The sequence below is a fragment of the Rhizobium johnstonii 3841 genome (genome assembly GCF_000009265.1).
In the GTDB taxonomy this organism is placed as follows: Bacteria; Pseudomonadota; Alphaproteobacteria; order Rhizobiales; family Rhizobiaceae; genus Rhizobium; species Rhizobium acaciae.
Genome location: NC_008380.1, coordinates 3,220,735 through 3,246,127 on the forward strand (window position 1 = coordinate 3,220,735; position 25,393 = coordinate 3,246,127).

Genomic DNA, 25,393 nt, shown 5'->3' on the forward strand with positions numbered 1-25,393 from the left:
CCGCAGTTTACTGTAACATACTTGCGCTTTCCTGCCTCGACTGCGCACCATTCGCCGTCGACATTGGTACCATCAACCTTGATGAATGGGAGAACCTCCATGGATATCACGAAGCGGGACTTCACCAAGGGTCTGGTTGTCACGGCAGGTTTGGCGGGGCTGAGCCCGCTCAAGGTCAGGGCGGCCGATGTTGTCGAGGACGAGGCGCGCGTGATCGCCAAGGAGGCCTATATCTACGGCTTTCCAATGGTCGACAACTATCGCATCCAGCACGCCTATTTCGTCGATACCGCGAACCCAGAATACAAGGGCCCGTGGAACCAGCTCGTCAACATTCCGCGCGTCTATACGCCTGCCGACACGGCAGTGCAGACGCCGAACTCGGACACCCCCTATTCGATGCTCGGCCTCGACCTTCGCGCCGAGCCGATGGTGCTGACGGTGCCGCCCATCGAGAAGGATCGTTATTTCAGCATCCAGTTGATCGATGCCTACACCTTCAACTTCGATTACATCGGCAGCCGCGCCACCGGCAATGATGGCGGCAGCTTCCTGATCGCCGGGCCGAACTGGAAGGGCGAGACGCCGAAGGGCATCACCAAGGTTATGCGGTCGGAGACAGAGCTGGCGCTTGCCGCCTACAGGACGCAGCTCTTCAACCTCGGCGACCTTGATAATGTGAAGAAGATCCAGGCCGGGTACAAAGCGGAGCCGCTGTCGAAATTCCTGGGCCAGCCGGCACCTGAGGCCGCGCCTGCGATCGATTTCATCAAGCCACTGACACCGGCCGAACAGAAGACCTCGCCCGAATTTTTCAACATTCTCAATTTCATCCTGCAATTCTGCCCGACCGATCCCTCCGAGACCGAACTAATGCAGCGTTTCGCCACGATCGGCATCGATGCGGGCAAGACATTCGACGCCGGCACGCTTCCCCCCACAACCGAAACCGCTATCGAACAGGGAATGGCCGACGCGTGGGCCGATCTCGCGGCATTGCACAAACGCATCGAGGCGGGCGAAGTGACCTCGGGCGACATGTTCGGTACGCGCGCCTATCTGAAAAACAATTACCTCTACCGGATGGCCGCCGCCGTGCTCGGCATCTACGGCAATTCCAAAGAGGAGGCGATGTATCCCGTCTATGCCCTCGATTCCGAAGGCAAGAAGCTCGACGGCGCAGCCAAATACACGGTCCATTTCGCCCCCGACAAGCTGCCGCCGGTCGATGCCTTCTGGTCGCTCACCATGTACGAGCTGCCCCAGAGCCTGCTCGTCGCCAACCCGATCGACCGCTACCTCTTGAATTCACCGATGCTGCCGCAATTCGTGAAAGATGCCGACGGCGGGCTGACTTTCTACATCCAGAACGAATCCCCCGGCAAGGACAAGGAGCCGAACTGGCTACCGGCGCCGAAAGGCCCTTTCTTCATCGCGATGCGCCTCTATTGGCCGAAGCCGGAAGCGCTTGACGGCACATGGAAACAGCCGCCGATGACGAAGGCAGGATGAGGATGCTGAGGGGGAGCTCAGGAGCGACCGGCTACTGAAGCTCGCCGCTGCCTCCGGCCCGTCGCATCAGGGACTGGCGGCTCGACCTCGCAAGCGCCGCGCTCGCCACATCAGCTTAGCCGATCGCGGCGATACGATGCCGGCTACCTCCAAGCATCCTTCAACCGCGCCCTCGCCACTCCGCCGGCTGTGTGGCGGGCGATGAAGCGGGAGTAGGACGTGAGATCCGTCAGACATCGAGTCGACAGCATTCACCTGGTCGGCAAAGGTTCCGCTTCTTGCCAGTTGCCGCCGCCGCCACGCCAGCGCCCAAGAGAGCCTCATCCTGAGGTGCCCCGCAGGGGCCTCGAAGGACGAGGCGGGTGCGCAGTGTGGAGGCAACATCGATGCAAGGAGCAGCGCTGCAGCGTGTCCTTCGAGGCTCCGGCCTTTGGCCTGCGCACCTCAGGATGAGGGGCGTTGGAGGATACCGCGCCCGATAAGCTCTCGCGGAGGTTTGTAATTCAAGGCAGCGCACCAGAATTCGATGGCGCGCGCAACATCCCATACACCCCAGACAATCGACCCAATCGTAAGCATCAAATGTGCCTCCTCAAGACCATATGCGCGCGTCGGTGACATGGACGCCGTGCGGCTAGGACATGCGGATACTTCCAAGCGACAGGACTCTTGAGAGAGTGCCGTGCCGCGAAAGCGACCGCGCCGACAATAGACAGACCCGATTGACATCGTGACGATCGTCAGCGCGATTGCGGGCCTGTCAATCCGAGGGCAAGCGTGATGTCGTTGATGATCCCCAGTCGCGCTTCGATCACCGCGATTTTCTCGGGCGTATCGGCACCAAAAGCCTCGATATCGATGAACATTTGCTCGCAGCCGCCTGGCGTGACCGTGCCGAACATCTGGCCGGGTTCGTCGCCTATGTTTCGCCAGCTGTGCGGTACATATGGCGGCAGAACGACGACGGTTCCCACAGGCGCGTCGAACGCCTCGTCGCCGCATTGGAATCGATAGAGCCCGCGGATGACCCGAAAGACTTCGATCTCCCGCGTATGCGTGTGCGGGGCCGGACCATGACCGGGCGGCGTGAAGGTTTCCCACATCCCGAACGCGCCGCCGGTCTCGGCGGCCGTGGCATGGATGACGATCCTCGCGCCAAACGGCGTCTTCGCCACGCGCTCCTTGCCGGGTAAAGAGACGACAGCATTCCTGAAACTCGACATATCCACCTCCCCCTCGATTGCATTCTTTGGGCGGAGCCCTGCGCTCACCCTTGCGGCGCCGGCTCATTGAGCATCGCTTCGATATTGTATCCGTCGGGGTCGAGAACGAAGCAGGCATAATAGTTCTCTTCATATTCCGGCCGCGGGCCGGGCGCCCCGTTATCTCCGGCGCCGGCTTCGAGCGCGGCGCGATAAAACGCCTCGACCTCCGCCCTGCTCCGAACCCGGAAGGCAACGTGCAAACGCGTCAGAGGCGGCTTGTCGTCGGTGTGCTGTATCTCGAACAGGCTGCCGCCGACATCGAAGGCCCAGAACACACCCTCCTTTCCGAAGGAGAGGCGATAACCCAGAGGTTCGAAAGCGCGCTCATAGAACAATTTGCTCTTCTCAAGGTCACCCACTGCGATGGTGATATGATCGATCATGCCGTGCCCTCCCTATCGTTCCAGCGCCCCATCATAGTTGAATCCCGGCAGCGGAAAAACAGGCAAAGCCCACTCGATATCCAGCCAACGCCGCCCGCCGTGAGCTCTTTCCGGTCGCTCGACCAGCAGCCGGCGCGTCCGCGCGGGTAGTACGTTCCGACTACCGCATCGACATCAACTTCGTCATCAGCCCTGCCTTGATTTCGAGTACGGGTCGGTTGGCCGGGGGATGACCGATGTCATCCCGGGGATAACCGATGTCCCTCAACTGGTCGGGCGTCAGGTCTGCCAATGCTTTCCGTCTTGCGACGCTCCGCTGCCACTTCCTCAGAGCAGCGACGATCATTGCGACGCTGTTTGGCCTGAACCCGAACGACTGTCCTTTCGGCGCGCTGATGCCGGCGTGAGTTTCCGTGTGAGCCATTTTCAGTCTCCCATTTGTGAGATTTGCAAGTGGGAACCTGACACACGGGCGTATTCCGGCTGTTCGGTTCAGCGTGAACGGCCAGGAAAACCTCGACAAGCCGCCGCTAAATCGGTGTTAAATCGATCTGCCGAAATGCTATCCTGCAGCCGCTGTCGAAATCTGGGAGACGATCTGTGCGGATCAGGTTGCTGGGTGGCCTTGAAGTGATGTCCCGGGAGCACCGGCAAGTCCGTTTCACCACGCGCAAAACCTCGCTTCTCTTCGCAGCCCTCGTCCTCGGCGGCCGCCGCGGCTATCGCAGGGAACTGCTTTCCGAGACCTTTTGGCCAGGACGAAGCAATGAGCAGGCCCGCAACAGCCTGCGCCAGGCGCTGGTCGATATCAGGCGATCGTTCCCGGCTGGCGGGGATGCCCCCGTCTACATCGACGGGGACCAGGAGACCGTCGCGCTGATAACAGGTCCTGATGAAACCGACATTTCGATCTTCGACCGTAAGCTGGAGGCTGGCCGGACAGCCGATCTCGCCTTCGCCGCCGATCTCTACCGCGGTGAGGTGCTCGCAGGCGAGGCCATTCCGGACGAATTGGACGAGTGGTTCGGCCCGTATCGGAGCACATATCAACGCAAGGCGCTGCAGCTGGTGGAGCGGCTGAGCCAAGCGCTTTCCGAGCCAGGCACCGCGGAAGAATCGGCCTGCGAAGGGCTGGCCGAAAGGCTTCTCGCTATGGACCCGACCGTGGAGGCCGCCCATCGAGCGCTGATGCAGATCCACGCTCTGAGGGGCCACGAGAACGCAGCCCTGCGCCAGTTCGAAGCCTGTCGGGCGCTCTTGAGGAAGCATCTTCAGGCCGAACCCGAGGCAGAGACCTCCTCCCTGGCCGCTTCGCTGCAATCGCGCCAGGGATCCGAACATCGGCGGACCACACCGGGCCCCGACCCCGTGCCGCAGCCGCAGGCCATCTCAGCCCCGGCGAAACATCACGATCGGCCATCGGTTGCCGTATTGCCGTTTCAGAATCTGAGCGGCGACGCGGAGCAGGAATATTTCGCCGACGGCATCGTCGAGGACATCACCATCGCGCTTGCTCAATTCCGCCACCTCTATGTCATCGCACGGAATTCGAGCTTCACCTACAAAGGTCAGGCGGTCGACATAAAGCAGGTCGGGCGCGAGCTGGACGTCCGCTACGTCGTCGAAGGAAGCGTGCGCCGCACGGGTGACCGCCTGCGCATTGCCGGGCAGCTCATCGATACGTCGACCGGTACACATCTTTGGGCCGATCGTTTTGACGGAACCCTGGCGAATGTCTTCGATCTCCAGGATCAGGTCGCCTCGAGCATCGTCGGCGCCATAACGCCGAAAGTGGAGGAGGCTGAGATCGAGCGTGCCAAACGCAAGCCGACCGAGAGCCTCGACGCCTACGACTACTATCTCCGCGGCCTGGCGGCCTTCGACCGGACGGTCACCAACCGATCGGTCATCGACGAGGCCCTGCGGCTTTTCAGGGAGGCGATCGAGCGTGACCCGGAATTCGCCGTAGCGCATGCCCGGGCAGCACGCTGCTACGCCACACGAAAGAGCAACGGCTGGATGCTCAATCCCGCGGACGAGACTGCCGAAGCGACCCGGCTGGCGAGGAGAGCGGTCGAACTCGGCTGGGACGATGCGGTTGCGCTCACCTACGGCGGATATGTTATCGGTTATGTCGGCGGCGACCTCGATGACAGTGCGGCCTGCATCGATCGCGCAGTCTCTCTCAACCCGAACCTGGCCGCTGCGCTCGGCGTCAGCAGTTGGGTGAAGGTGTGCCTGGGCGAGCCTGATAAGGCCATTGAACACGCAACACTCGCCATGCGTCTCAGCCCTTTGGATCCGCGCCTGTTTGCCTGGCAGTTCAACATCGGTCTCGCGCATTTTTGCGCCGGCCACTATGACGATGCTGCCGTCTGGGCAGGAAAATCGCTACGCCACCAGCTGAACTACCCGAGCGCGATGCGCGTGATGGCGGCGAGCCAGGCCATGGCCGGGCGGCTTGCGCAAGCCCGGGAAACGATCGCCCGCCTGTGCCTGATGGACCCAGCCCTCCGACTTTCCAATCTCGCCGACGTGCTGCCACCATTCCGGCGACCGGACGATCGCAATCGATATATCGAGGCTCTCAGGATGGCGGGACTACCGGAGTAGCCGCCGCTTCAGCGGCTTCTTCGGAACGAAGGGGGTCATGCCGGGCTATCACCGACCCCCTATCGGCTAATTGCGAAACGATGCTGCTTCGTGCGAAAATGCCGCGCGATGGATCACACGGGCGAAGTTCTCATTCTCACCGGGCCGCCGGGCTCCGGAAAAACCACGACGGCCGAGGCGCTCGCCCGCGAGCCCGGCTCGCCGAAGGTCCACCTTCATTCCGACGACTTCTGGCATTTCATCAAGAACGGCGTGATCCCGCCCTATCTGCCGGAAGCGCATGAACAGAATGTCGTCGTCGTCGATGTATTGACCAAGGCGGCGACAGGCTATGCCGGCGGCGGCTACTTCGTCGTCGTCGACGGCATCGTCGGGCCTTGGTTCCTGGAACCGTTCCGGAAAATCGCGGCCCCCCTCCACTACGTGATTTTGCGTCCGCCGCTCGATGTCGCCATCCGGCGCTGCCGGGAGCGCGGCGGCGACACGCTGACCGATCCCGGCCCTATTGCCGCGCTCCATCAGCAATTCTCGTCACTGGGCCCGTTCGAGCAACATGTCGTCTCGACGGAGGGGCACGACAGGGAAGATACGTTGCGCACGGTGATCGAGGCTATGCGCAGCGGCATGTTTCGCCTGGCGTCATAACGCAAGCCCCTCAGCTTTTGGCGCAAGCGGCAGACACTGTCGGGATCCACTCACCCGATCCCGGTTCGTCCTCTCCGAGCGAGCCGGGAAACTCATGAGCGGACCTCATAAGTTCATGCCGATATCTCCGGCTAATCGCCGCCGGGCTTTGCCCTATCTTGGGATCAAACCTGGGAAGGAGAACTTGAAATGATCAAGCGCAAGCTCGGCCAAAGAGGCCCTGACGTATCGGCGATCGGCTTCGGCTGCATGGGGCTGAACTACCATCGCGGGCCGGCGATGGAGCGTGGTGATGCCGTCGCGCTCCTGCGGGCGGCCCACGACCGGGGTGTCACCTTCTTCGACACGGCCGAAGCCTACGGGCCGTTCACCAACGAGGATCTCGTCGGCGAGGCGCTGGCGCCGATCCGTGATCAGGTGGTGATCGCGACGAAATTCGGCTTTAGGGATGGCCGGCCGGAAGTCGGCCTGGATAGCCGGCCGCAACGCATCCGCGTGGTTGTCGAAGAAGCCCTCAAGCGGCTTCGCACCGATCGCATCGATATCTTCTACCAGCATCGGGTCGACCCTGACGTGCCGATCGAAGAGGTGGCAGGCACGGTGAAGGATCTGATTGGCGCCGGCAAAGTGCTGCATTTCGGCCTGTCAGAAGCGGGCGTCGAAGCCATCCGCCGCGCCCATGCCGTCCAGCCGGTCACCGTGTTGCAAAGCGAATATTCGCTATGGTGGCGCAATCCCGAACGGGAAATCCTGCCTGTTGTCGAGGAACTCGGCATCGGCTTCGTACCCTATAGCCCGCTCGGCCGCGGGTTTCTGGCCGGCAAGATGGACGAAAACACCAGTTTCGAAAGCGGCAACGACCACCGCAAGACCAATCCGCGCCTCTCGGCCGAAAACCGCAAGGCGAACCAGCCGGTGGTCGATGCGATCGAGGCCATCGCCGCCCGCAGAAACGCCACCGCAGCTCAGGTCGCCATCGCCTGGCTGATGGCGCGCAAGCCCTGGATCGTCCCCATTCCCGGCACCACCAAGCTGCATCGGCTGGAGGAAAACATCGCCGCCGCCGACATCGCCTTCACATCGGAAGAACTGGCCGAGATCGACGCGGTCTTCTCAGGCATCGAGATCCACGGCGACCGCTACTCGGAAACATCGGCAGCCCGCGTCACGCGGTGAACCGACGCCCCTCAGTCGCCGACCGTAAAGCCCCATGGCGAGGGATCGACCAATTCGAGCGGCGGCATCATTCCCTGAGGTCTACGGGGCGGCGTTTGACTTCGACGCCGGTGTCACGGCCCCGAGAAACCCGCAAAACCGCCCGCGAGAAAACGCGGGCGGTTGCATCATCGTGTGGCACCCGCCTCAAGCGCGGATGATCAGTCCTGGCCCTGCAGGCGGTCCATCACCTGGAGCAGCAGATCGGCGCAGGCCTTCATCGGTTCGTCCTCGGCGCATTTGAGATCGATCCGGGTGTTCCCGTCCTCGATCCGGAAATGGGCTGCCTTGGACGGCGGTGGCGGCGGCGGGCGATGACCGCGGAAACCACGGAAGCCCATGTCGCCTCTCCGACCATGCCAGCGGTAATCGGGACGATCTCCCGGCCGCGCATCCCGCCGGTCCGTCATCTGCTCATCGTCATCAGCAGTGGACGGAGATGGCGGAGGAGGAGGCGAGCCGGGTTCGGCCGCTGCCGGTGGAGTCCCGGCGGATGGCGGAGCGGGCGGCTGTTGGGCGAAGGCGGTGCCGGCGAGTGCTGCAAGGGCAAGGCCTGATAGGAGAAGTCGTTGCATGGAAGCGTTCCTTTCGGAGTTATGAGGCGTGTCTGTAAACACCGCAGCGCGGCTTTGGTTCACGCCCGTCACGGCCTGTGATCAAAATCTGCAAATCGTCTGTGCGGCGGACCTTTCGGCGGACGCAGCGCTTCGGTTCGTCCATCCTGACGAACGAGGTAGCTCGCATGCACGAAGCCGTCGTCGAAGCGTCCCTGGATGGTGACGACTTCATCCTTCGCGACAAGATCCCCATCCTCGCCAGCCCTGCCGGTTTCAACAAGCGCCTTGCCGCTCTCGTCCTGCAACACGAACTTGTTGCCATAAATCTCGGCAACCTTGCCCTTGATGGTAACGAGGCTGGTGGCCGGCATGGCCGAAATCGCCACCGGCGTCATCGGCGCCATTTCAGGCGTGGGGCGCATCATCTTCACGGCGCTCGCGCCACCGGCAGCCCCGATGACAAGCGCCACGGCGGCCGCGATCACCGGGATCGCCAGCCGGCGCCGGCGTTGTCCTGGCGGCACGGGCGTGGCTGCGCCCTCGGAATGCGCGTTGTTCTGGTCTTCGTTCGGCATATATCTGCTCCTTGCTTCAGTAATAGTCGCAATCTAGCCGCCCCGCCCCCTCGCCTGCCTGAACCTCTCCGTTCAGATTGAGTTAAGCTCGGCCCGATAGTTTTGGCCCCGTCCCCTGAGATGCCCTGCGATGAAAGCCCTGCCCCATGCGCGTACTGCTCGTCGAAGATGACGAAGACCTGAGCGGCCGGATCGCTGCCGTGCTGCGATCGGAAAACTTCGTCGTCGATATCGCGCGCAACGGCGAGGACGCTCTCCATGCGGGGCTGACCGAACTCTTCGATGTCGCGATCCTCGACCTCGGCCTGCCGAAGATCGACGGGGTCAGCGTGCTGAAGGACTGGCGCGAGGGCGACCGCAACCTGCCGGTTCTGGTGCTGACGGCACGCGACGGCTGGCCGGACAAGGTCTCGAGCTTCAAGGCCGGCGCCGACGATTTTCTCGCCAAGCCCTTCAAGGTGGAAGAACTGGTGCTGCGCCTGCGCGCCCTGGTGCGCCGGGCAGCCGGCCACGCCGCCTCGCGGCTCGTCTGCGGCGCGCTCACCTTCGATGCGCAGCTCGGCACCTTCGAGCTCGACGGCCTGCCGCTGAAGCTGACGGCGCTGGAATGGCGGGTGCTCTCCTGCCTGATGCTGCGCAAGGAGATGATCGTCGACCGGCGCGAACTCACCGAGCGCGTCTATGACGGTGATGCCGAAGTCGACTCCAATTCCATCGAAGTCATCATCGCCCGCCTGCGCAAGAAGCTCGGGGCCGATCGGATCGAGACGGTGCGCGGCCGCGGTTATATGCTGACGGCAGCAGTGGCGCCATGAAGGCCCCCTCCCTCAAACAGAAATCGATCGCCGGCCGGCTGCTGATGTTCTCGGGCTTCTTCGTGACGCTGGCGCTCCTCGTCGCCGCCATCGTGCTCTGGCTGGCGCTGAAGACGGTGGTGCGCGAGCAGGTCGACCAGCGTTTGGACACCCAGATCAACGCCCTTGCCGCTGCTGTGACGCGCGACGCACAAGGCAGGATCACCTTGTCCGCGCCGCTCGATGCGCCGCCCTTCGATCGCCCCTCATCCGGCTGGTACTGGCAGATCGACGACGGGCAACAGCGCCTGACCTCCCGCTCCCTGATGAACGGCACGATAGACGCGCCGCCGCCCCGGCAGGACCTGCGCCATGTGCTGATGGGCATGCCGACATCAGGCAGGGGCGGTGATCACGGAAGAGGCCCGCTCTATCTTCGCCAGGCCGTGCGCAGCATCGACGGCATGACGCTGACGATCACCGCGACGGCGCCGATGATCGCCCTCGTCGGCCCGACGCTCCGCGCGCTCTTCTGGCTGGTGCCCTGCATGCTGCTATTAGGGCTCGTGCTGATGGCCGGCACGCTCTGGCAGATCCGCTTTGGTCTCAGGCCGCTGAAATCCATGGCGGCCAATATCGATGCCATCAACCGCGGAGAACGCGCCCGCCTGCCCGATGAGACAACCGCCGAGCTTGCGCCACTGTCGCTGAAAACCAATGCGCTGCTGGCGGCCAATGAAGAGCGGCTCGCCGCAACCCGCATGCAGTTCGCCAATCTCGCCCATGGCCTCAAGACGCCGGTGGCGAGCCTGCTGCTGGCGCTCGACGAGAAAAACGATCCGCAGGGCGCATTGCGCAGCCTCGCCGCCCGCATCGACAACCGGATCAAACACCACCTCGCCGCCGCCCGCCGCGTGATGGCATCATCAGACAATGTCGCCAGCACCGACCTGGCGGCCTCGGTCGCCGATCTCCACCGGGCGATCAGCCAGATCCACGCCGAGCGCAACATCGCCTTCGACACCGACATCGCCAAAGGCCTGCGCGTCGCCTGCGACGAAAGCGATGTCGAGGAAATGCTCGGCAACCTGATCGACAATGCCTTCAAATGGGCCGCCTCCCACGTCACCCTCCGCGCCCGCCGCGACGGCCCGACCGCCCGCATCACCATCGAGGACGACGGGCCGGGAATACCGCCGGATCGCCTGGATGCCGTGCTGCTGCCGGGCGTGCGGGAGGACGAGCATGTGCCGGGCAACGGGTTTGGGCTGAGTATCGCGAGCGAGCTGGCGGGGTTGTATGGCGGGTCGTTGGCGCTGGAGGCGAATAGGACGAAGGGGTTGCGGTGTGTGTTGTGTTTGCCGGTGGCGATGGGGTTGGTTCCTGCGTGATGACGACAAGCTAAACAATGGGATCATTCGTTCAGATGAGCTCAACCCGTGACAAGGCTGTGGAGGCGGCGCCAAGCGATCGTGCTTCGGAGGGCCGGGGCCCCTTGAGCTATATCCGCCAGTAATGCTGGAAGTTCGTGGGGCACATAAGAAGGCTGTAAGCCGATAACCCGATCCGCGACATCCAGAACTTCATGTGGTCAACGTTTCGCAAAGGGGTCGGCTTTGTCAGCGTCCACAGTACAGACGACATATCCCGCCTCTTCGAAGGTTTCCTGCTCGCATTCAGCGGCTTCGGCCCTACGCAGATATGTCATCGTTGTGGCCAGAATCACGGCCGCGATCAGCAGGCCGTGTTTCACATAGGTCATCAGTGCTACCCCTCTTCTTCAAATCACCATCTATCCTGCGTGTTATTGTTGATCAGGGAATCAATAAATGACCGGTAGCTTGGCAGAGTCGGAAAAACGTGATGACAAGTTTACGTGGACATATGCAATCTGGTTTTTGCCGTACCTGGCGCAATATTGGCTATGGTGGCTGGCCCCCAAATGGGACTGGTGGATCATCGGCCTTATCACTCTCGCGCTGACCGTGATCGCGATCGCCGGTTCCATCTGCATCAACTTGGCGCGGCGGCGCTGGTGGCGTGTCGTGTCGCTCTTGATCACGCCCCTTCCGTGGTTAGTCATTATTTATATCGTTGCTGCTACCGGCATAACGCCCGACAGCGTTCGATTTGCTTTGAACAAGCAAGCGTATCTGGCAGAGATCGAACGAACCGATGTGACGAGCGGTGAGCCGCGATTCAGGACATTTGCATTGGACAGTATGTTCAAGGCGATAACATCCACAACGCTTGTGTACGATGAGAGTGATGAGATTGCCTTGCCCAGCGGCGAGCAATCCGCCGCCTGGCAACAGCGAACAAAAAAATTGTGCTCGGAAAAGAAAGAATGCGTCAATCTCTATCCTAGTTCGGACTGGCCCTTCAGCGTCACCAAAGTTGGCGAACACTTCTATATTGTGTATCAAAACTTCATTGACGCGTTTCCCTAGCGAACTCCTTTTTCGTCATGCTCGGGCTTGTCCCGAGTATCTGCAACCGGTGCAGCGGATCCTCGGCTCAAGGCCGAGGATGACGCCGAGTCAAGAGCGACGGTTGCCGGCAAACTGAGAGCATGTTTGAAGGAAGCAGCCCTCTTGTTGACACTCGGACAGCAAGAAATTACCTCTCGCGGGGGTTGAGGGAAAGCATATGTCCGAGCAGGACAATCCAGAGATTTCGCGCAGAAACAACGTGATTGGCATTTGGTTCTCGTCGCTGCTGCTTCTGTCAGTGGCGACTTGTGTGCTGATTCCGCACCTTCCGACAAAAGGCGTTTGCTACTTTCGGGACATTTGGTTTTTGAGATCGCTCTGGTATCAGAACCTTACCGTCTTTGACCAGTTCAAGCAGCTTTGGCATTCGAACAGTGAGCAATGCGTATTTTTTGCCACGCGATCCATGCTGTCTTTATACTTTGCGAACATCGCATGTATCACGGCTCTAATATCGCGTGCCGAGGGAAAGCGGCCAGCTTGGAGGGGCTGGCCATGGATGGCGATAATCACCGTTCTGCTCATTGGCAAACAGATTTTTTTCGACGGTTTCGATGATCAATCTCAAGGATACTATTCGTCGATGACCTACCGGACCTATGACTCCATTAATTCGCTTATATTGAAGTCGGTCTATCGCATGGTCCTCTTTTACGCTCTGCTGACTTTCTGGTTGCTCATCGCGATCGATCGGCGTCGCAACAGAGTTCACGGCGACCGTGAAGCGTAATCGTCAACTCCCAACCTAATACTCCCTCCCTCAAAGCCGCAACCAAGCCCCCTTCCCATCATCACCACTCCCCCTGACACGTCTTTCGCCTCGCCTCTGCCTTGTTGCTCGCGTATCCTGACGCCCGATTCGCCGTCCGCATACGAGGGTGGGCATGAACGAAGCATCAAAGGAGAGCGCGATGACGGACGCCAAGGGCGGCATTTCTGGACTACGGCCGCATATTACAGTCATTGGCGTCGGTGGCGGTGGCGGCAATGCGATCAACAATATGATCGCGGAAAAGCTGGCGGGCGTCGAATTCGTCGCTGCAAACACGGATGCTCAGGTGCTGGCCACCTCCAAGGCGACGCGCCGCATCCAGCTTGGCGCGAATGTGACGGAGGGTCTCGGCGCCGGTTCGCTGCCGGAGGTCGGCCATGCGGCTGCCGAAGAGTCGCTCGATGAGATCATGGATCACCTGGCCGGCTCGCACATGTGCTTCGTCACCGCCGGCATGGGCGGCGGAACGGGCACGGGTGCTGCACCCGTCATCGCCCGCGCTGCGCGTGCCGCCGGCATCCTGACGGTCGGCGTCGTCACCAAGCCCTTTACCTTCGAAGGTAACCGCCGCATGCGGATGGCGGAAATCGGCATCGAGGCGCTTCGCCAGGCGGCCGATACGGTGATCGTCATTCCCAATCAGAACCTCTTCCGCATCGCTGATGCAAAAACGACGTTCGCAGATGCCTTCATGACGGCCGATCGCGTGCTCTATGCCGGCGTCGGCTGCATAACCGATCTGATCGTCAAGGAAGGCCTGATCAACCTCGATTTTGCCGACGTGAAGTCGGTCATGTCAGGCATGGGCCGTGCGATGATGGGCACTGGCGAAGCCTCCGGTGAGAGCCGCGCGATGAAGGCGGCGGAAGCGGCGATTGCCAACCCGCTTCTCGACGATATCTCGATGCGGGGCGCCAGGGGCGTGCTGATCTCGATCTCCGGCGGTTCGGATATGACGCTGTTCGAAGTGGACGAGGCGGCAAGCCGCATTCGCGACGAAGTCCAGGAAGACGCCGATATCGTCGTCGGCGCGATCTTCGACCGCAGCCTCGACGGCAAGTTCCGTGTCTCGGTCGTGGCGACCGGCCTGGAAGGCAGCCCGCTGCCCGCATCCGCGCCTCACGCCGCCGAGCAGGTTCAGACGCGTACGCTGCAGTAAGCGCAGCGGTGCGACATATCTGAGCACGGCAGCCTGCCGCGTCTTTTCAGACGCGCCGCGCTGTCGTGCGTCAGTGTCATGCGCTCCGGGGGAATCGGGGCGATCACCGGTCGTTGATTCGCGATCACCTGTCGTTGATCGTGGGAAGGTGCGTTTCGACCTCTACGCGGCGCTTGTCATCCAGCGGCTCAATGTACTTCTGCCAGAAGGCCTCCGCCTCCGGCGTGTCATCCTCCCAGTGGCGGATTTTAACGATATTGTCATCGATCTTGGCCAGCCGTTTGCCGCCAAGCCGCAGGTATTCCTCCGCCAGTTCTTTCGATCGGGTCGTTTGCATGTCGTGTTCCTCCATGGGCGAACCGAAAGGCCGATCGTCATTACCGGGTGGCCGGCAATCGGCATCCCCGCTATCGGCGCTTCCGCGCCTTCCAGTTAAACAGTACGGCGGGATCATGGTTCCAAATCATCGGCCGAAACCGGACCACGCGGCCGGCTGAAGGCGTCGGCCGCCATCCATGCACAAAGGACGCTCTAACACCTTTCAATCCTCGCATCGTGCTTTCCGAAAATCGATTCCGAGTTTCGGGCCGATGCGCTAGACGAACAGGACGTCCGAGATATTGTGCACCACGGAGATTTCGTCGGTCCCGGTGTTGGTGATGTAGAGATTATCCGCCGCTGAGTCATAGACCACGTTAGTGATCAAGTCGTCTCCCGGTATGGCGATGTTGACGTCGACCGTTGTCTTGACCCCGGTTTCGAAGTCGAATGCCGTGCCGATATGCTCGCTGCTGGAGGAATCGCCGAAGAAGAACGTGCCGTCGACGGCAAAGCCGTATCCGAGCCCGCCCGCCGCGAAGGTCTTGGATTCGATCGGGCTCAGCGTATCTGGATCGATTTTGGAGACCTGCCAGGTGGAATCATCGATGCGGCCGACGACGTAGATGCCGGTCGAATCCTGCATCGTATTGACGGCCGTGAATCCACCCCAGTCGAACGTACCCGCCCCATTCTCGCCGATAAGGCCCGGGATCGGGTCGCCCCGCTGATCGGACGATCCGTCGACGGCATCCCACTTTGCGAGATAGGTCTGATCGGGGAAAGGGTCCTCTTCGCCTCTCGCCTCGTTGGTTCGGCCGATGATCTCGCCGCCGCGGACCGAAAAATAGGTTCCGCCGATGTCATATTCGCCCTTGTCATAGTCGCCAAGAGAGATGGCGCCGCTGGCGTTGTCGGCTTCAAATGCCGCGGCGTTGTCGTAAATGCTCACCATGGAATCATCTGGGAAACCATGGCCGGAGCTGACGTAATACTTACCCGTTAGCGGATCGACCGCGACCCCCTGGAGTTCGTAATGGTCCAGGAAGGGGCGCACCACATCCGCCTGGGCCTCGACATGATTGGTGTTCAACGACTTCCCGTCCGTCACGCCGTCGACGGTCAGGGTGATCACGCCGGCATCCGCGTGACCGGCGCCGTCAGAGACCTTGTAATATTGGAGTTTCTCCGTGACATGCTCGCCGTCATCGAGTCTTCACGGCCGGATCGAGATCGTAGGTGAAGCTTCCGTCGCCTGCAAAATGGAAGGTGCCGAATTCCCCCGCCACGTCGGTCGTCTGCCCTTGCCCCTGACCGGCAGGAATGCTGGTGCCCTCGACCGAGCGCAGGAAGAGCGTGCCAGCCTCTCCCGGGTGATCATTGGCGAGCACGTTGCGGGCCATCTCGCTTCCTTCGTGGAAGGAGAAGGCGTCGTCGACCGCGACCGGCGGGCTCGTGACCCCGTGAATGTCGAGTTTGAAGTGGCCGACATCCGTGTTGCCGGAGCCGTCGGAGATCTTGTAGCCGATCGTCTCCGTCAGCGTCATCCCGTCAACAAAGCCCGCCTTGGCGGCCTCGTTCAGCGTATAGGTATAGGAGCCGTCGGCCTTGACGTGAAACGTGCCGTATTCACCCTCGATATCGGTGATCTGCCCGTCCTTCTTGGCAAGCACCCGCTCGCCATCGAAGAAGTTGAGGAACATGTTGCCGGAGCCTCCGGCCAGATCGTTATCCAGCAGATTGCCCGAAATCACGTCATTCTCGGAAGCGCTGCTGACATCATCGACCGCCACAGGTTTTGCAAGCACTGTCATGGATATCTCCTTCAAGATCCATTCGCCTTGGTCTATCGGGAGGAAAGCAGCTGAGATCGCCTCGGTCAATGAATTTTCTAGCAAGGGTAGTATTTTAGAATTTCACAGCTTTGTCATGCATGGAGGGCTTCGCCCTATGGGTTGCACACCTCAGCATGAGGGCGTCAAAAAACTCCACTGCAACAGAGCGATAACGCAACCAAACTCCCCTTCACACACCCGCTCACTTCAGACCCGTCAGACTCCTGATCTTCGCCGCATCCTCCGCCGTCGCCGGGTTGTAGACCACCATGCTGAGATCCGGCCGGCCATCCACCTGGAAGGCGGAATATTCGAAAGCGAGTGGGCCGAGGATGGGGTGTTTGATGTGCTTGGCGCCCTCACCGTGGGTGCGCACGTCGTTGTCGCGCCACATCGCCAGGAATTCGGGGCTCTTGCGGCAGAGTTCGTCGACGAGGGGCTCGACCTCGGCCGCGGCACCCGCGCGGGCCGCATCCACACGGAAAGCGGCGACGACGAAGCGGGCGACACTTTCCCAGTCGTACTGGGCGGCGCGCACGCGCGGGTCAAGGAAGATGAAGCGCAGCACGTTGCGCTCTTCCGGCGGCAGCGCGCCGTAATCGGTTAGAAGCACAGTCGCCGCCCTGTTCCAGGCAATCACGTCCCAGATGGCATTGCGGATCAGCGCCGGGCTCGGGTCGAGCGCATCAAGCACGCCCTGCAACCTCGGCGTTACGCCCTCTTGTCTGTGGTAGCGCACCTCAGGCGGCCGGCCGAGGCCGATGAGGAAGAGATGTTCGCGCTCGACATCAGTCAGCATCAGCGCGCGAGATCCGGTCGAGCACGTCGGCAGACGGCGCCCCGCCGCGCCCCTGCTCCAGCCAGGTGTACCAGGTCGGGCTGATATTGGCGCGGCCCGCCACCTCCTCGCGCCGCAGACCCGGCGTGCGCCGCCGCTCCCCCGCAAAGCCGAGGGCGGCGGGATCGAGCCTCACGCGGCGGTCCTTCAGATAGGTGCCGAGCCGGTTGTCTGAGGTGACGAATTCGCCCATCCTGTTAGCTTTTATACCATGATAATGTCACTACTTTACCATGATACAGGCAGGGCCGATATGTGTCTCCAGCAAAAACGGAGATAACACATGCGCGTATTCGTCACTGGAGCCACCGGCTGGGTCGGCTCAGCCGTCGTCAATGAGTTGATTGCCGCCGGCCATCAGGTGCTCGGCCTCACCCGCTCTGACAAGGGAGCGGATCAGCTGGCCGCCGCAGGCGCCGCAGTCCACCGCGGTACGCTCGACGATCTGGAAAGCCTGAAAAGCGATGCGGCTGAGGCAGACGCCGTGATCCACACGGCTTTCAACCACGATTTCTCGAAATTCGTAGAGAACTGCGCCGCCGACCGGCGCGCTATCGAGGCACTCGGCGAAGCCCTCCAAGGCTCCGTTCGGCCGCTGCTGGTCACAGCCGGCCTCGGCTTTGCCCCCGGCCGCGTCGGCACCGAGAAGGATCCGCCCATGCCGACCTCGGAGACCTACCCTCGCGCCTCCGAAATCACCGCGGTATCGCTTGTCGCCCGCGGCATGCGCGCCTCCACCGTCCGGCTTCCACCCTCGGTGCATGGCCATGGGGACCACGGATTCGTGCCGATCCTCATCGATTTGGCCCGGCGCAAGGGCGTCTCGGCCTATATCGGCGAAGGGCAAAACCGCTGGCCGGCCGTGCACCGGCTCGATGCCGCCCGCGTCTATCGGCTGGCGATCGAGCGCGGCGCCGTCGGCGGCCCGTTCCTGGCAGTCGCGGAAGAAGGTGTGGCATTCCGGGAGATCGCCGAGCTCATCGCCCGGCGGCTCAACGTGCCGGCCGTCTCGCTGTCGCGGGAAGAGGCGGCAGAGCATTTCGGCTGGTTCGGAATGTTTGCCGGCTTCGACATCCCGACCTCAAGCGAGCATACCCGCGCGCTTCTTGGTTGGCAGCCGCAGGAACCCGGCCTGCTCGCCGATATCGACCATCCGGCCTATTTCGGTGGGTAGCGGAACCGTGCCGCTATATAAAAATGGAGCATTTCCGTAACTGGAGAAAGCGGAAATGCCTCCCGGCTTGGCTCGTGAGGAGAACCCGCGACAGCCCGAGCTAGTGCGACCGGCTCTCGTTCCTGTCGGTGGGATCGTAATTGATGTCCCAATCCTTCTCGGGCTTTTTCTTGCCGGGCGGGTTCTTGTTCACCGTGGCATCTTCCGAGCCGGTGATGACAGTCGGCTTGGCGCTGGCAACGCCACTGCTTTTTCGGTCCGCCCGCGACTTGGCAAACTGGCCAGCCGCGTCTTTCTCGGGATTGGCCATATCAATCGCCCTTCTGCTTCAGTGCGTCACTGATATTCTTCGTCTCGGGGTCGCGATTGTTTTCGCCATGTGCGTCGCGGTCGCGATCCGGATCATCCTTGGCCCTCATGTAGCCGCGAGGCTTATTTCCCTTCGGCCCTTCCCAGCGGGGAGACTGGTCGGTGGTGCCGGGGGCGCCGTCTTTCGGTGTGGTCATGCCCATTGTGGTTCCTCCTTGGTTGGAACAGGGAAAACCGAAAAGATCAGCAACTGTTCCCGCGGCAACACTTTCGCGTAAAGCGGCTTACCGTATCGAGGCGAGCGTGGCGCAGCAGAAGGCAAGCAAGGTGACCGCGGCGTTGACCGCGTGCGAATATTCCCATCGGGCGCGAAGGTTTTCCCAACTCTCCGGCTGCACTGTCCAGTTCTCCGTCGCCGCGTTCGCCGGCTGGGTGAAGACCATGAAGATGACGAGGTTGAGCGCGATCAGCGCTGCTGCCGCGATCGACAGCATCATGGCTGTTCCGTCAGCCCTGAGCGCCACGGCATTGCCGATATTCGCCAGAAGCGCCAGCGGCAAGAGGAGACCGACGATCCACCATCCGGCATAGGCCTGTTGCGCAACGAAATAATCCGCCTTCGCCATCCCGATCTTGTTCAAGAGCGCGAAGGCGTGCGCTGCAGGTGCTGCGAGCGCCATGCCCGTTATGATGATGGCGAGGAATCTCATGGTGGATAAACCGGCCGCGAGGCGATGGGTTCCTGCAGAAAATATGGAACAGTGTCGTCCGCCATCGGTTGATCAAAGGTCCACCTCAAACATGGAGCCGAAAATGAGCAAGACCAACGCTCGTCAACTTCAGAAACGCGCCGAACAGCAGGTGAAGAATACCAGCGCCGGCGGACATCTCGGCGGCACATATTTCGGGCAGCAACCGGACGGAAAAACCGCCTCGTCGACCAACAACGACAGCGCCAAGGCGCGGCCGAATGACGGAAGTAAATAGGCGCCGCGGGCGCGCTTCACCCCACTCCACCTAAGCACTCCGCGCCCGGGAACCTGGGCGCGCGCCTCTTCGCGGGCGATCCACCTCGCTATTGATCGGCGACGCCTGCGCGCTAGCTTCTGCTCGCGGCCGATCGGCCGCTGGGGATACGATCTTTGGATGAGGGCGGAGGGGCGACGTGGCATCCTATTCGATTGACGATGCGATCCGGGAACTTGCCCCGGCTCTCGGCAAGGCGCCGGCCGGCGCGGTCAGCGGCGATTGGACCGCCACCACGATGCAGGCGGGGCATTCTTCCAGGACGGGCGGCTACCTCGATGCCGAGGGAAAGCATGTCCCGGAGGATTCCAGGCATCCGCTCGACATCATCGCGGATGTCGTCGAAAAGCTCGATGCATCCGCGCTGCAGCGCTTCAACAAGGTGGTGATCCGCTGGAAGAAGCCGAAATTTCCGTTCATGCAGGCGAAGATCACGCTCGAAACCAGTTATGACCAGACGATCGTGCCGCGCGGCCCCGACGACCCGATCTACGAGACTGCGGCCGCTACGCGGCGCGTCTTCTGGCAGAGCCGCGGCACGCTGCACGAAGACTTTGCCGTCGAGCGCGGAACGGCCAACATTCACGCCCAGACGAAATGGTTCGGCCCGCATTGCCGCATCCTCGCCATCCATGCGCCGGAAAGGCTGACACTTGCCACCGACGGGCTGTCGACCCCTTGGGCCGGCATATCCGAGCCAGAGAACGGCGTCGAATGCGAGCTTTTCATGGAATTCGACGCCGCGACACTGGATGCGGCCGGGATCGAAAACTGGGCGAACCTGTTGATCAACACCGGAGATCTCGTGGCAGACGGTTATCGCATCGCCCGCGATGTCGAGAAGCACGGTGCCATCCTGTTCTGCCGGCTGACCGAGGATTACCACCCGATGACCCGCATCATGTTGAGCCGCGACCCCGGGCGCATCGAGGGCCTGCCTTTCGGCTCCGTGCCACTGATCCGGGCAACGCCGATCGCCGAAACCGAAATCGAGGGACATGACCTCTCCGACGACTGGGGCGCTGCGGCCGCCCGCAACGCCCTGGCCAAACGCGGCATGGGGATTGATTGATGTGGCCGATGCCGGGCGATTATCGTCCGTCCTGCGCTATTCCTGGATGTCGGGTTCGACGACCTTGGCGAGGTTTCGCAGCGACTCCTGCCAGCCGAGATAGCAAGCCTCGGGCGGAATGACGTCAGGCACGCCTGCCTGCACGATATCCACCTCGGTGCCGACCGAAACCTTTTTCAGCGTCACGGTAACTTCCATTTCGCCGGGCAGGTTGGGGTCCTCGAATTTGTCGGTGTAGCGCAAACGTTCGCCGGGGACGAGCTCGAGATATTCGCCGCCGAAGGCGTGGCTATTGCCCGTCGTGAAATTGCGGAAGGACATTCTGAACGTGCCGCCGACAACCGGCTCCGAATGGTGCACGGTGCAGAGGAAACCGTTCGGCGGAAGCCACTTGGCAAGCGCGTCTGCCTCCAGGAATGCGCGATAGACTTTTTCCGGGCTGGTCGCCAGAACGCGATGCAGGCGTATGGTACTCGGCATGGTCGTAATCCTTTTTGAATGGACGGAATGGACGCACCTAGGACGGGCGTGGCATGGCCGATCCGACACCGGATCGAATTTTTCTTCAAGAAAAATTGCCTGGCGTAGTTCAACCGGGCATACCGTCGAACTGCGGAAGATCGAGCGGCCTTGCGCAGGTCAGCCGGCGCCGGGTGAACATCTCGCCCCCCGGCTCGATCTCCTCGCGCACCGACGCGGCAACTCTCAGCTTAGCTCAGGAAATGGACGTTTAGCGCGACATCCGTTCGCTGGGCCGAGCCGACAGACGTCTCAAGGGCATTTGAAAAGCCTGACAGGCTTTCCCGGCCCGCGCTGGATGATGCGCTTGGCTTCCAGATCCAGTTGAACGGCCTTCAACCACCATCCGGCCCTAGAACAGGATGATTTTAGGGCGGGTCGGCCTAAAATCTGAATCCTGTTCTACGTTATATAGTTAGAGCATGATGTCGTCCGAAAACCGCTCACACTTTTCGGCATCATGCTCTAGCGCCGCCCGGGAATTCGATCTCGGAGAGATGCGGCAGGATGGCGATGTTTGCCTCTGCTACGGTCAGTCCGGGTGCCCCCTCAGTCAGTGCGGCCAGCAGAGCGTGGCGCATTGCCATGTATTTGGCCTTGTTGACCCGCTCCGTATGGTGCGGCGAGGTTATGCTTTCAATGAGGATTTTTTCGTCATCAGGCATCGATCGCTCCTTTGACAGTGAGTTTGGGTACTTTGAAACCCATCGCAATCCACGCGGTGAGAAGTCTGCCATAGAAGCCGGCCGTCGCCAGTGCGCCGGAAGGCACGTCATCGGGCACACTCGCGCGATCGGGCACATTCTGGGTCATCGTGCGCAATTGGAGGGGTGGAAGCTCGTCCTGCTTCCAGAGATTGCCGTAGAGGCTAAGCCAGTGGCCGCCCTTGAACTCCAGAAAAATGGGCGTGTTGCAGCAGGACGCCAGGACACGTCGCGTTGAAGCATTGGGGCCGAGGCGGAATTCCCGCAGATTTTCGGTTCCGGCCAAAAGGCTGATCCGATCCTTCCGATAAAGCACGTAGCGCGTACCGCCATGGATCGTCCGGATCGCCTCCGGCATCGGAAGCGACTCCAGCCTGCCAGCCGCGTCACTACAACTCTTGCAGTGACATTCCGCGCTGATGATCGGGGCGCCGCGCACTTCGAGGTGAAAGGTTCCGCAGGCACACGTCAGATGGGTTGTCTTGTTGTTCATGACATCGCTCGCTGTTGAGGATCGCTGAATAGCCGCAAAATCAAACTAGACCGTTTAGTTCCGTTATAAGAACTAGACGGTTCAGTTTGATCGTGTCAAGTAGGGTTGGAGCGGAGATCGAGAATGTTGATACCGGGTATGGAAGCCGACCTGGCCGAGCGGCGGGCCGGCACTCGTTCGGAGCGCAAACAGGCGGCGATCGTCGGTGCCGCGGCCGAAGTCTTTCTGAGCACCGGTTATGCCGGAGCCAGCATGGACGAAATCGCCAACCGGTCCGGCGTATCCAAGCAGACGGTCTACAAGCACTTCTCCAGCAAGGAGGCGCTGTTCGTCGCGGTGCTCACCCAGATGATGGGAGAGGCAGATACCGCCGTTCACACCGGCCTCCCCCAGGTGGAGAACCGCGCTCAGCTGGAAGCCTATCTCCTTGATTACGCCGTCCGCCAGCTCACCATCGTCCTGACACCCGGGCTGATGCAATTGCGCCGGCTCGTGATTGCGGAGGCGCAACGCTTCCCGGAACTCGCCAAGCTGCTTTACGCGCGCGGCCCTGCACGGGCGCTCGAGGTCATGGGCAGCGCTTTCGAACAATTGGCCGGCAAGAAGCTGCTGCAGTTCTCCGATGCAACGGTGGCCGCATCACAGTTCAACTGGCTGGTGATGGCCGACCCCGTCAACCGGGTCATGATGCTGGGCGATGCGGCCATCCCGACGAAGCAGCAGATTCACCGCCACGCCGAGGCGGCCGTCACCACGTTCCTGGCGGCATTTCTGCATCCAGATAAGCGATGAACGCCACCGCAGGTCCGGGTATCACAGAATCCGGCAATGACTGGAATTTTCCGCACGTGCCGACATGCCGGCGGTCACAAAGCTGCCGCTCAATCGTCAGCAAATCGCCCCCTTACCGCCGCACCGTGCCCTCTTAAAGGTTCCATCGTCGCGACCTCGCCCGGCCTTCGAGGGCTGAGCGATTGACCGAGGCGGTCCTGCTGCCAATCAAATCATGCACTTGAAGAGGAACGAATATGATCACTCGTTACACATCTGTCGCAACATTGAGCGCTGCGGTCTTCAGTCTGCTTGCTTTCAGCCCGGCATCCGCTGTCGACATGGCCCAGGCGCAACAGCAGTCGGCACAAGCGCAGCCCCCGGCACAGGCGCAGCCGCCGATGCAGGGACAGCCCGGCGGCAACGGTGCGACGGCAGCCGTCAGCGATCAGAAAATCGAAGCCTTCGCCGTTGCCTATCTGCAGGTCGACAAGGTGAGACAGGAATATTCGGCCAAGATCGGCGCGACGAAGGACGAGACTGCCAAGCAACAACTGCAGGAGGAGGCCAAGAAGCAGATGGTCGATACCGTCCAAGCTTCTCCCGACATCTCCGTCGAGGAATATTCGTCGATCCTGACGGCCGCGCAGAGCGACCCGGCTCTGGCCAAGAAGGTACTGGAAAAGATCGGCACGCCGCCGCCGGGCCAGCAGCAGCCACAGCAGGGCCAGCAGCAGCCCCAGCAATAGGCTGCGCGCGCGTATAGTAAGTCGCTACGAATAGGCAGCGGATGTCTTGTCGTTCGCGCCGGCAGCAGTGCCCGCCATTTGCCGGGCCCTGCTTTCCATCTCGGCAGTCGACGACGGGATCGGCCAGAACAGGATGACGAAAACCGCTCACACTTTTCGGCATCATGCTCTGGTTCAGTACTGCGACCCGCTCTTATTGTTCAGGTCGTGCCGTTCGGTGCCCGTCAGCGGCGGGTTGAAGATGCTGACGAGAACGAGATCCTGATCCTTGCCGCCGCGCAGATAATGGCGGTCGTGCTTGTCGAGCACGTAGATATCGCCGGCGCGGATCGAAAAGACATTGCCGTCCATATCCTCCACTTCGCCCTCGCCCTTGATGCAGTAGCATGCCTCCAGATGATTGCGGTATTGAAGCAAGGCCTCGCTATTGGCGCGAACGACAGTATGGCACACCGTAAAGCCCATGCCGTCGTCTTTGGTCAGCAGGCGGTGGCTTGTGCCGTTGCCCCAATCGACGAAACGCTCGGTGAGCTCTACCTCCTTAAGATTTCTGACGAACACGTCGATTCCCCTGATAAATTATTGAAGATGCAGTGATGATTCATTTTCATCGCCCGCAACAATTAGCTATTGAAATCACTGGCATTTTCAAATGATGATTTCTGCGTCATCTGTGAGGAAATTTTACAAATGCAATTGCCGCCGTTAAACGCTTTGCGCGCTTTCGAAGCCACGGCCCGCCTGATGAGCCTTTCGAAAGCGGGCGACGAGCTGCACGTCACTCATGCAGCGATCAGCCATCAGATCAAGCATCTGGAAACCTGGCTCGGCCGCAAGCTGCTGCAGAAATCGGGCCGGGGCATTACGCTGACCGCAGCCGGCGGCGAATATTACCGGGCAGTCTCAGGATCGCTGGCGGCGATCGCACATGCGACCGGCAATATGCGACGCGACCACGACATGCGCGCCATCACCGTCGGCTGCATTCCCTCGATCGCATCTCGCTGGCTCGTCCCGGCCCTGCCCTCCTTCCAGGAGAGTGACCCCGATCTCGACGTCAGGATCGTCTATGCCCGCGCCGAAGAACGCTTCGACGACGAGAGCCTCGACGTGCTGATCACCATGGGCGAGGATCTGAGCGGCGGCAGGGAAAGCCGCCTGCTCTTCTCCCGCCGCAACCAGCCTGTCGCCAGCCGCCATTACCTTGCCAAACGCAACTGGACGATCGGCGACGTCTCGCTCGCCGGCGCCGATCTGCTGCACGACGAATCCGTCGATGGTTGGAAAGAATGGTTCCGCAAGGCCGGCCAGAAAGCGACGGAGCCGCTCCGAGGCCCGATGTTCCAGGATTTCAACATGCTGGCGACGGCCGTAATCGCCGGCCATGGCGTGGCGCTCTGCCCTGTCGAGGTGTTCCGCCGCGAGATCGAACGCGGCGATCTGCTGGTGCTTTCCGACATCGCGACGGCAGAGAACCAGGGCTATTACGTCATATCGAACAGCTGGGCGAAAAAGCCGGTCCGCCGCTTCATCGACTGGTTCATGACGGAGTGCGGATCGGGCGCATGAGATCCCCTGCCCGCTGCTCATCGAAGGGTCGCCG

29 protein-coding genes and 3 pseudogenes are annotated in these 25,393 nt (G+C 61.4%); 15 read left to right on the top strand and 17 right to left on the bottom strand.

Translation table 11 applies throughout. From position 1 onward, the window contains the following. Nucleotides 1-21 precede the first annotated feature (21 nt). Complete coding sequence (locus RL_RS15790; RefSeq protein WP_011652569.1) at nucleotides 22-1,512, top strand: DUF1254 domain-containing protein; 1,491 nt, start codon at nucleotides 22-24, stop codon at nucleotides 1,510-1,512. Nucleotides 1,513-2,252: 740 nt separating this feature from the next. Here RL_RS15790 and RL_RS15795 read toward each other — a convergent pair. The 3 genes from RL_RS15795 to RL_RS41145 form a co-directional block, all read right to left on the bottom strand. Then, nucleotides 2,253-2,735: a cupin domain-containing protein gene (locus RL_RS15795; protein ID WP_049778387.1), complete on the bottom strand. Its 483-nt coding sequence runs from the start codon at nucleotides 2,733-2,735 to the stop codon at nucleotides 2,253-2,255. Between the two features lie 44 nt (nucleotides 2,736-2,779). Further along, nucleotides 2,780-3,160, bottom strand: a complete 381-nt coding sequence (locus tag RL_RS15800; protein WP_011652571.1) for a VOC family protein — start codon at nucleotides 3,158-3,160, stop codon at nucleotides 2,780-2,782. A 160-nt stretch (nucleotides 3,161-3,320) separates the two neighbouring features. After that, on the bottom strand, nucleotides 3,321-3,584 hold the full coding sequence (locus RL_RS41145) for a DUF1127 domain-containing protein (protein ID WP_011652572.1): 264 nt from the start codon (nucleotides 3,582-3,584) through the stop codon (nucleotides 3,321-3,323). Between the two features lie 176 nt (nucleotides 3,585-3,760). On the opposite strand from RL_RS41145, the gene RL_RS15810 reads away from it, so the two are divergent. The 3 genes from RL_RS15810 to RL_RS15820 all read left to right on the top strand — a co-directional run bounded on the left by RL_RS15810 (nucleotide 3,761) and on the right by RL_RS15820 (nucleotide 7,594). Continuing rightward, nucleotides 3,761-5,773 (top strand): BTAD domain-containing putative transcriptional regulator, encoded by a 2,013-nt coding sequence (locus tag RL_RS15810; protein ID WP_011652573.1) that lies wholly within the window; start codon nucleotides 3,761-3,763, stop codon nucleotides 5,771-5,773. Between the two features lie 108 nt (nucleotides 5,774-5,881). Further along, nucleotides 5,882-6,418 carry an ATP-binding protein gene (locus RL_RS15815; protein WP_011652574.1) on the top strand — a complete coding sequence of 179 codons (537 nt, stop codon included), beginning with the start codon at nucleotides 5,882-5,884 and terminating at the stop codon, nucleotides 6,416-6,418. A gap of 189 nt (nucleotides 6,419-6,607) precedes the next feature. Next, nucleotides 6,608-7,594 carry an aldo/keto reductase gene (locus tag RL_RS15820; RefSeq protein WP_011652575.1) on the top strand — a complete coding sequence of 329 codons (987 nt, stop codon included), beginning with the start codon at nucleotides 6,608-6,610 and terminating at the stop codon, nucleotides 7,592-7,594. 200 nt (nucleotides 7,595-7,794) lie between these two features. Here the strand turns inward: RL_RS15820 and RL_RS15825 are convergent, their stop codons facing one another. After that, nucleotides 7,795-8,208: a hypothetical protein gene (locus tag RL_RS15825; protein WP_011652576.1), complete on the bottom strand. Its 414-nt coding sequence runs from the start codon at nucleotides 8,206-8,208 to the stop codon at nucleotides 7,795-7,797. Between the two features lie 68 nt (nucleotides 8,209-8,276). Beyond that, nucleotides 8,277-8,765 (bottom strand): hypothetical protein, encoded by a 489-nt coding sequence (locus tag RL_RS15830; protein WP_011652577.1) that lies wholly within the window; start codon nucleotides 8,763-8,765, stop codon nucleotides 8,277-8,279. A 146-nt stretch (nucleotides 8,766-8,911) separates the two neighbouring features. On the opposite strand from RL_RS15830, the gene RL_RS15835 reads away from it, so the two are divergent. Together RL_RS15835 and RL_RS15840 are read left to right on the top strand one after the other, a co-directional pair. After that, the gene (locus RL_RS15835; protein ID WP_011652578.1) at nucleotides 8,912-9,580 is read left to right on the top strand and encodes a response regulator transcription factor; all 669 of its coding nucleotides are present in this window, start codon (nucleotides 8,912-8,914) and stop codon (nucleotides 9,578-9,580) included. Then, nucleotides 9,577-10,950 (top strand): sensor histidine kinase, encoded by a 1,374-nt coding sequence (locus RL_RS15840; RefSeq protein ID WP_011652579.1) that lies wholly within the window; start codon nucleotides 9,577-9,579, stop codon nucleotides 10,948-10,950. The genes RL_RS15835 and RL_RS15840 overlap by 4 nt, the downstream gene beginning before the upstream one ends. 200 nt (nucleotides 10,951-11,150) lie before the next feature. Here RL_RS15840 and RL_RS39855 read toward each other — a convergent pair whose 3' ends face one another. Then, nucleotides 11,151-11,321, bottom strand: a complete 171-nt coding sequence (locus tag RL_RS39855; RefSeq protein WP_157865209.1) for a hypothetical protein — start codon at nucleotides 11,319-11,321, stop codon at nucleotides 11,151-11,153. A 67-nt stretch (nucleotides 11,322-11,388) separates the two neighbouring features. Here RL_RS39855 and RL_RS15845 point away from each other — a divergent pair, with 67 nt between their 5' ends. The 3 genes from RL_RS15845 to ftsZ all read left to right on the top strand — a co-directional run bounded on the left by RL_RS15845 (nucleotide 11,389) and on the right by ftsZ (nucleotide 13,982). After that, nucleotides 11,389-12,009 carry a hypothetical protein gene (locus tag RL_RS15845; RefSeq protein WP_011652580.1) on the top strand — a complete coding sequence of 207 codons (621 nt, stop codon included), beginning with the start codon at nucleotides 11,389-11,391 and terminating at the stop codon, nucleotides 12,007-12,009. Nucleotides 12,010-12,208: 199 nt separating this feature from the next. Then, nucleotides 12,209-12,781, top strand: coding sequence for a hypothetical protein (locus RL_RS15850; protein WP_011652581.1), 573 nt, complete (start codon nucleotides 12,209-12,211; stop codon nucleotides 12,779-12,781). A gap of 181 nt (nucleotides 12,782-12,962) precedes the next feature. Continuing rightward, nucleotides 12,963-13,982, top strand: coding sequence for a cell division protein FtsZ (ftsZ, locus tag RL_RS15855; protein ID WP_011652582.1), 1,020 nt, complete (start codon nucleotides 12,963-12,965; stop codon nucleotides 13,980-13,982). A gap of 124 nt (nucleotides 13,983-14,106) precedes the next feature. On the opposite strand, the gene RL_RS15860 is transcribed toward ftsZ, so the two are convergent. The 3 genes and pseudogenes from RL_RS15860 to RL_RS15870 all read right to left on the bottom strand — a co-directional run bounded on the left by RL_RS15860 (nucleotide 14,107) and on the right by RL_RS15870 (nucleotide 17,166). After that, on the bottom strand, nucleotides 14,107-14,319 hold the full coding sequence (locus RL_RS15860; protein ID WP_011652583.1) for a hypothetical protein: 213 nt from the start codon (nucleotides 14,317-14,319) through the stop codon (nucleotides 14,107-14,109). 258 nt (nucleotides 14,320-14,577) lie between these two features. After that, nucleotides 14,578-16,114, bottom strand: a pseudogene (locus tag RL_RS15865) (Ig-like domain-containing protein). A 223-nt stretch (nucleotides 16,115-16,337) separates the two neighbouring features. Further along, nucleotides 16,338-17,166, bottom strand: a pseudogene (locus RL_RS15870) (helix-turn-helix transcriptional regulator). Nucleotides 17,167-17,256: 90 nt separating this feature from the next. Between RL_RS15870 and RL_RS15875 the strand changes: the two are divergent. After that, a complete protein-coding gene (locus tag RL_RS15875) occupies nucleotides 17,257-18,147 on the top strand; it encodes an SDR family oxidoreductase (protein WP_011652588.1) in 891 nt (296 codons plus the stop codon). Between the two features lie 100 nt (nucleotides 18,148-18,247). On the opposite strand, the gene RL_RS15880 is transcribed toward RL_RS15875, so the two are convergent. The 3 genes from RL_RS15880 to RL_RS15890 form a co-directional block, all read right to left on the bottom strand. Next, nucleotides 18,248-18,457, bottom strand: coding sequence for a hypothetical protein (locus RL_RS15880; protein ID WP_011652589.1), 210 nt, complete (start codon nucleotides 18,455-18,457; stop codon nucleotides 18,248-18,250). A gap of 1 nt (nucleotide 18,458) precedes the next feature. Then, the gene (locus tag RL_RS15885; RefSeq protein WP_041936383.1) at nucleotides 18,459-18,659 is read right to left on the bottom strand and encodes a hypothetical protein; all 201 of its coding nucleotides are present in this window, start codon (nucleotides 18,657-18,659) and stop codon (nucleotides 18,459-18,461) included. An 81-nt stretch (nucleotides 18,660-18,740) separates the two neighbouring features. Next, the gene (locus tag RL_RS15890; protein ID WP_011652590.1) at nucleotides 18,741-19,166 is read right to left on the bottom strand and encodes a hypothetical protein; all 426 of its coding nucleotides are present in this window, start codon (nucleotides 19,164-19,166) and stop codon (nucleotides 18,741-18,743) included. Nucleotides 19,167-19,269: 103 nt separating this feature from the next. On the opposite strand from RL_RS15890, the gene RL_RS40180 reads away from it, so the two are divergent. Together RL_RS40180 and RL_RS15895 are read left to right on the top strand one after the other, a co-directional pair. Beyond that, nucleotides 19,270-19,443 carry a hypothetical protein gene (locus RL_RS40180; protein WP_012758079.1) on the top strand — a complete coding sequence of 58 codons (174 nt, stop codon included), beginning with the start codon at nucleotides 19,270-19,272 and terminating at the stop codon, nucleotides 19,441-19,443. A gap of 178 nt (nucleotides 19,444-19,621) precedes the next feature. Then, nucleotides 19,622-20,554, top strand: coding sequence for a hypothetical protein (locus tag RL_RS15895; RefSeq protein WP_011652591.1), 933 nt, complete (start codon nucleotides 19,622-19,624; stop codon nucleotides 20,552-20,554). Between the two features lie 36 nt (nucleotides 20,555-20,590). On the opposite strand, the gene RL_RS15900 is transcribed toward RL_RS15895, so the two are convergent. From RL_RS15900 to RL_RS15910, 4 genes and pseudogenes are all read right to left on the bottom strand, one after another. Next, on the bottom strand, nucleotides 20,591-21,034 hold the full coding sequence (locus RL_RS15900; protein WP_003540996.1) for an SRPBCC family protein: 444 nt from the start codon (nucleotides 21,032-21,034) through the stop codon (nucleotides 20,591-20,593). 109 nt (nucleotides 21,035-21,143) lie between these two features. Continuing rightward, nucleotides 21,144-21,233: pseudogene (locus tag RL_RS40570) on the bottom strand (aldehyde-activating protein); the annotation flags it as partial. A gap of 298 nt (nucleotides 21,234-21,531) precedes the next feature. After that, nucleotides 21,532-21,738 carry a DUF6958 family protein gene (locus RL_RS15905; protein WP_032992437.1) on the bottom strand — a complete coding sequence of 69 codons (207 nt, stop codon included), beginning with the start codon at nucleotides 21,736-21,738 and terminating at the stop codon, nucleotides 21,532-21,534. After that, nucleotides 21,731-22,270: a GFA family protein gene (locus RL_RS15910; RefSeq protein ID WP_011652592.1), complete on the bottom strand. Its 540-nt coding sequence runs from the start codon at nucleotides 22,268-22,270 to the stop codon at nucleotides 21,731-21,733. Before RL_RS15910 ends, RL_RS15905 begins: the two co-directional genes overlap by 8 nt. A gap of 123 nt (nucleotides 22,271-22,393) precedes the next feature. Here RL_RS15910 and RL_RS15915 point away from each other — a divergent pair, with 123 nt between their 5' ends. Then, the gene (locus RL_RS15915) at nucleotides 22,394-23,062 is read left to right on the top strand and encodes a TetR/AcrR family transcriptional regulator (protein WP_011652593.1); all 669 of its coding nucleotides are present in this window, start codon (nucleotides 22,394-22,396) and stop codon (nucleotides 23,060-23,062) included. 236 nt (nucleotides 23,063-23,298) lie between these two features. Then, nucleotides 23,299-23,790, top strand: coding sequence for a DUF4168 domain-containing protein (locus tag RL_RS15920; protein WP_011652594.1), 492 nt, complete (start codon nucleotides 23,299-23,301; stop codon nucleotides 23,788-23,790). A gap of 174 nt (nucleotides 23,791-23,964) precedes the next feature. On the opposite strand, the gene RL_RS15925 is transcribed toward RL_RS15920, so the two are convergent. Then, on the bottom strand, nucleotides 23,965-24,351 hold the full coding sequence (locus tag RL_RS15925; RefSeq protein ID WP_011652595.1) for an ectoine synthase: 387 nt from the start codon (nucleotides 24,349-24,351) through the stop codon (nucleotides 23,965-23,967). A 129-nt stretch (nucleotides 24,352-24,480) separates the two neighbouring features. Here RL_RS15925 and RL_RS15930 point away from each other — a divergent pair, with 129 nt between their 5' ends. Next, entirely contained in the window at nucleotides 24,481-25,359 is an 879-nt protein-coding gene (locus tag RL_RS15930; protein WP_011652596.1) for a LysR substrate-binding domain-containing protein, read from the top strand. Nucleotides 25,360-25,393: the final 34 nt, after the last annotated feature.

What these genes read in the sequence shown, in the direction of transcription:
- RL_RS15795 (WP_049778387.1), bottom strand. Translation starts at nt 2,735, where the DNA reads ATGTCGAGTTTCAGGAATGCTGTCGTCTCTTTACCCGGCAAGGAGCGC.
- RL_RS15800 (WP_011652571.1), bottom strand. Translation starts at nt 3,160, where the DNA reads ATGATCGATCATATCACCATCGCAGTGGGTGACCTTGAGAAGAGCAAA.
- RL_RS41145 (WP_011652572.1), bottom strand. Translation starts at nt 3,584, where the DNA reads ATGGCTCACACGGAAACTCACGCCGGCATCAGCGCGCCGAAAGGACAG.
- RL_RS15815 (WP_011652574.1), top strand. Translation starts at nt 5,882, where the DNA reads ATGGATCACACGGGCGAAGTTCTCATTCTCACCGGGCCGCCGGGCTCC.
- RL_RS15820 (WP_011652575.1), top strand. Translation starts at nt 6,608, where the DNA reads ATGATCAAGCGCAAGCTCGGCCAAAGAGGCCCTGACGTATCGGCGATC.
- RL_RS15825 (WP_011652576.1), bottom strand. Translation starts at nt 8,208, where the DNA reads ATGCAACGACTTCTCCTATCAGGCCTTGCCCTTGCAGCACTCGCCGGC.
- RL_RS15830 (WP_011652577.1), bottom strand. Translation starts at nt 8,765, where the DNA reads ATGCCGAACGAAGACCAGAACAACGCGCATTCCGAGGGCGCAGCCACG.
- RL_RS15835 (WP_011652578.1), top strand. Translation starts at nt 8,912, where the DNA reads ATGCGCGTACTGCTCGTCGAAGATGACGAAGACCTGAGCGGCCGGATC.
- RL_RS15840 (WP_011652579.1), top strand. Translation starts at nt 9,577, where the DNA reads ATGAAGGCCCCCTCCCTCAAACAGAAATCGATCGCCGGCCGGCTGCTG.
- RL_RS39855 (WP_157865209.1), bottom strand. Translation starts at nt 11,321, where the DNA reads ATGACCTATGTGAAACACGGCCTGCTGATCGCGGCCGTGATTCTGGCC.
- RL_RS15845 (WP_011652580.1), top strand. Translation starts at nt 11,389, where the DNA reads ATGACCGGTAGCTTGGCAGAGTCGGAAAAACGTGATGACAAGTTTACG.
- RL_RS15850 (WP_011652581.1), top strand. Translation starts at nt 12,209, where the DNA reads ATGTCCGAGCAGGACAATCCAGAGATTTCGCGCAGAAACAACGTGATT.
- ftsZ (WP_011652582.1), top strand. Translation starts at nt 12,963, where the DNA reads ATGACGGACGCCAAGGGCGGCATTTCTGGACTACGGCCGCATATTACA.
- RL_RS15860 (WP_011652583.1), bottom strand. Translation starts at nt 14,319, where the DNA reads ATGCAAACGACCCGATCGAAAGAACTGGCGGAGGAATACCTGCGGCTT.
- RL_RS15875 (WP_011652588.1), top strand. Translation starts at nt 17,257, where the DNA reads ATGCGCGTATTCGTCACTGGAGCCACCGGCTGGGTCGGCTCAGCCGTC.
- RL_RS15880 (WP_011652589.1), bottom strand. Translation starts at nt 18,457, where the DNA reads ATGGCCAATCCCGAGAAAGACGCGGCTGGCCAGTTTGCCAAGTCGCGG.
- RL_RS15885 (WP_041936383.1), bottom strand. Translation starts at nt 18,659, where the DNA reads ATGGGCATGACCACACCGAAAGACGGCGCCCCCGGCACCACCGACCAG.
- RL_RS15890 (WP_011652590.1), bottom strand. Translation starts at nt 19,166, where the DNA reads ATGAGATTCCTCGCCATCATCATAACGGGCATGGCGCTCGCAGCACCT.
- RL_RS40180 (WP_012758079.1), top strand. Translation starts at nt 19,270, where the DNA reads ATGAGCAAGACCAACGCTCGTCAACTTCAGAAACGCGCCGAACAGCAG.
- RL_RS15900 (WP_003540996.1), bottom strand. Translation starts at nt 21,034, where the DNA reads ATGCCGAGTACCATACGCCTGCATCGCGTTCTGGCGACCAGCCCGGAA.
- RL_RS15905 (WP_032992437.1), bottom strand. Translation starts at nt 21,738, where the DNA reads ATGCCTGATGACGAAAAAATCCTCATTGAAAGCATAACCTCGCCGCAC.
- RL_RS15910 (WP_011652592.1), bottom strand. Translation starts at nt 22,270, where the DNA reads ATGAACAACAAGACAACCCATCTGACGTGTGCCTGCGGAACCTTTCAC.
- RL_RS15915 (WP_011652593.1), top strand. Translation starts at nt 22,394, where the DNA reads ATGTTGATACCGGGTATGGAAGCCGACCTGGCCGAGCGGCGGGCCGGC.
- RL_RS15920 (WP_011652594.1), top strand. Translation starts at nt 23,299, where the DNA reads ATGATCACTCGTTACACATCTGTCGCAACATTGAGCGCTGCGGTCTTC.
- RL_RS15930 (WP_011652596.1), top strand. Translation starts at nt 24,481, where the DNA reads ATGCAATTGCCGCCGTTAAACGCTTTGCGCGCTTTCGAAGCCACGGCC.